At 66.6% G+C, this 3,025-nt stretch carries 2 protein-coding genes; both read left to right on the plus strand.

Annotated features, from left to right (window positions below):
* Positions 1-318 precede the first annotated feature (318 nt).
* Positions 319-858 carry a helix-turn-helix transcriptional regulator gene (locus ABZ532_RS31435; protein ID WP_361291379.1) on the plus strand — a complete coding sequence of 180 codons (540 nt, stop codon included), beginning with the start codon at positions 319-321 and terminating at the stop codon, positions 856-858.
* A 217-nt stretch (positions 859-1,075) separates the two neighbouring features.
* Complete coding sequence (locus tag ABZ532_RS31440) at positions 1,076-1,309, plus strand: chaplin (protein ID WP_361291382.1); 234 nt, start codon at positions 1,076-1,078, stop codon at positions 1,307-1,309.
* Positions 1,310-3,025 lie beyond the last annotated feature (1,716 nt).

Here is a 3,025-nt window from a genome sequence, read left to right on the forward strand (position 1 = left end):
GGGAACGACGCGACGACATCCACGAAGCCTTCCTCGGACTCGCCACCTGCCTCATCACCCACCGACACGTCCAACGCCTTTGTTAGGAGTTCTAAATGGCTACCTGGTCCCGACAAGGACGGATCGCCAAGGCCAGGCACGGCGCCTACACCCTGCTCCCGGACCCGCCAGAGCCGACCGCAACGCCGAAGCCAAATGCATTGACGTACGCGATCAACGCTTAACTTCGCGGCCTTGCGGTCATTCAGTGAATGGCGGGGGACTGTGGAGGAACGTTCAGGGTGAACAAGCCTCCTGGCACTACCCAGGAGAGGTTCTGTGAGCGAGATTGAGTACGGCTTTGATGCGGCGAAACTTCGTGCCGCGCGGTTGTCTGCGGGCCTTTCGGTCGCCCGGATCGCCCAAGTTGTCGGCGTGAGCGAACGCGCGGGTCTCTACTTCGCGGGCAGCCGGGTGCCCCGCCCGGGCATCCTATTGCGTCTCGCTCGTGCTGTGGGTGTTGAGCCGGCCGAGCTGTGCACGGTGGAGCGGGAGCGCCTGGCGCATCTGCGTGTCTGGAGTGGACGCAACCGGGCACAGATGGCGCAGGCACTGGGCATGTCTGAGGCGACGTATCGGCAGGTGGAGATTACCGGGCACCGCGGCCGGAGCCACTACGACTGGACACGGGGCTGCTGGGTTGCCTGGCAGGAGTGGGCGCCGCCCGTCTTCGGCGTCACCCCCGAGCGTCTCGCCGCCGCCGAACAAGCCACCCAGGACCACCACCAGGCGGAGCGAGAGCGCCGGTTGCGCATGATGCGCGAGCAGAACCCGGAACGCGCCGCCCGGCTGGACCGGCTCCTCGGACGGCGCCTGTAACCGCCCGGACCGGACCGGCCGGCCGGCTTATCTGGGGCGGCCCCGGTCGGGCGGCCAGGTGTACAACAGGTCCAGATGGCCAAAGGTTCTGTTCCTGGACTGCTGTCGTGGAGCCTTTGCCCCGACACGCTGCTTTCCGGTGAAAATACCGGACTTTGGGTGGGTTGCCGCGGTGGGATCGTGCTCGTTGTTTTGTCAGCTTCAGAGAGAGATTCCCATGAGCAAGCGAACCGCGTACGCAGTGTCGGCTTTGACCGTGGCGGGTGTCCTCGCCGGTGTCGGCAGTGCCGCGGCGGACTCCGGCGCCGTGAACGCGGCCACTAACAGCCCCGGTATCACCACCGGTAACACCCTCCACGTCCCCGCGCACGTGCCCGCCGACGTCTGCGGAACCACCTTGGGCGTGATCAGCCTGCTCAACCAGGCCACCGCAGACAGCTGCACCAACTAAGCCCCCTCCAGCACGGCCCCCGGTTCGCTCTCCTCCTGCGGCCCGGGGCGGGGAACACGCCAAGGCAAGCCCACCGGCTCGCCGTGGCTCACACCACCCCGGCTCCTCCCGGGTGACCCCCGTGGAACGCATCCATCCGGAACAGCCGCTCCGGACCTCACCCAACAGCCTTGGGGACGTTCTTCGGGCACAGCTGCCGGGCCCCCTTCAGGTGCCGCCCCACCCGTGGGCAGCACCTGAACCGCGGGGGCAACACAGGGACGGCTTTCGGCTGCATCGCCCAAGCGGTAGCTACCCGGACGCCTCCTCGGCGTCAGGGCCCGCTACGACCGGCACCCGCCCAGCAGCGCTCGCCGAAGCCTGCGCTGCTGCCCAGTCCAGACCCAGGGCGGCCAGCCGCTCCAACTGTCCGGCGTCAGTTTCGCGCGCCTGGTTTTGCTGTTCGCCAGGAACACGCCGAGTTTGACCTCGGTCCCGTCCTCGAGGGTCTCGACCCATGAGCGGCTGACCGGGCCCACGGTGCCGGTATGCGCCTTGTACTGCGCCAGGCCGCGCACCCCCGCTGACGGCGCCCTGGAGGCTGTGATGGGCAGGTCGGGGCTCTGGACTACCTCAGGAGCCTCCTCACACACTTCCACTGGGATGAATGAGACCCGCTTTCAGCGGCCTCGCAGGCGGAGCAGTAGGGCGCTGGCCGCTGCTGGAGATACCTCGTCAGCACTCGTGCTTTCGCGCCGCTTTGGGCCGATCGCGGGCCACTCTTAATTTTTTGGGGTTGTCGGGTTGGATGAGTCGTTATGTATGTGTCTGGTGGGTGATGACTCTGAAGTGAGCTCGCGATTCTAAGGAGTGTGGAGAAGATGGATGGCTCAAGCATGTGGCGAAGGGCCGCGTCAGCGGTGGGCGTGCTGGCTGTGGCCGGGGCCGTGCCTCTCATCTCTGCGAATCCGGCTGCTGCGCAGTATCCGCCCGGTCCGCTTGTGACTGTGAGTACCACGGTGGTCGCGTCGGGAGGGAGCCTGAGTTTTGAGGCGAACGGGTTCCAGCCTGGACAGGTAGCGACGGCCACGCTGCAGTCGCGCCGCGTGGTTCTGGGCAGGTTTACCGCTGATGAGGAAGGCGAAGTGGAAGGGACTGTCACGATTCCCCGGCGGACCAAGCCCGGGGAGCACACCTTCAGTTTGGAAGCCAGGGATCCAGATCTGGTTTTGTCGGCCCGTATTCGCGTCACGGGTCAGGGCGGGAGACCTGGGGAGGGAGGCCGGGACAAGGGTCGTGATTGGTGGGATGGCGACGGGCGGGATCACGGCCGTGGTGACCGAGAGCATGGTCGTAGCGACGGGGGCCGTGAGGGGCATGACGTACCGGACCACGGGCCGCGTCTTGCCGACACAGGCGACCGGACCACGCCAGTCCTCATCGGATCGGCAGCCCTTCTAGCCGCAGCCGGTAGTGTCATGGTGGTGATTACTCGGGCGCGCCGCAAAGACGCCCACTGAACCGGCACCCGCCCAGCAGTGTTACGCCGTGGTCTGTGCTGCTGCCCAATCCAGGCCGAGGGCGGCCAGCCGCTCCAACTGCTCCGTCGTCAGTTTCGCGCGCCTGGTTTTGCTGTTCGCGAGGCCTACGGTGATTGCGCCGGAATCCGTGCACGAGCTCCGCTACCGTGAGATCGCCTGGCTTCGGGATCACGGGGTCCGGGTCTGCTACTCATGG

It is taken from the genome of Streptomyces sp. NPDC019396, assembly GCF_040632375.1.
In the GTDB taxonomy this organism is placed as follows: Bacteria; Actinomycetota; Actinomycetes; order Streptomycetales; family Streptomycetaceae; genus Streptomyces.

Coding starts and splice junctions, on each gene's coding strand:
- ABZ532_RS31440 (WP_361291382.1), top strand. CDS start 1,076: ATGAGCAAGCGAACCGCGTACGCAGTGTCGGCTTTGACCGTGGCGGGT.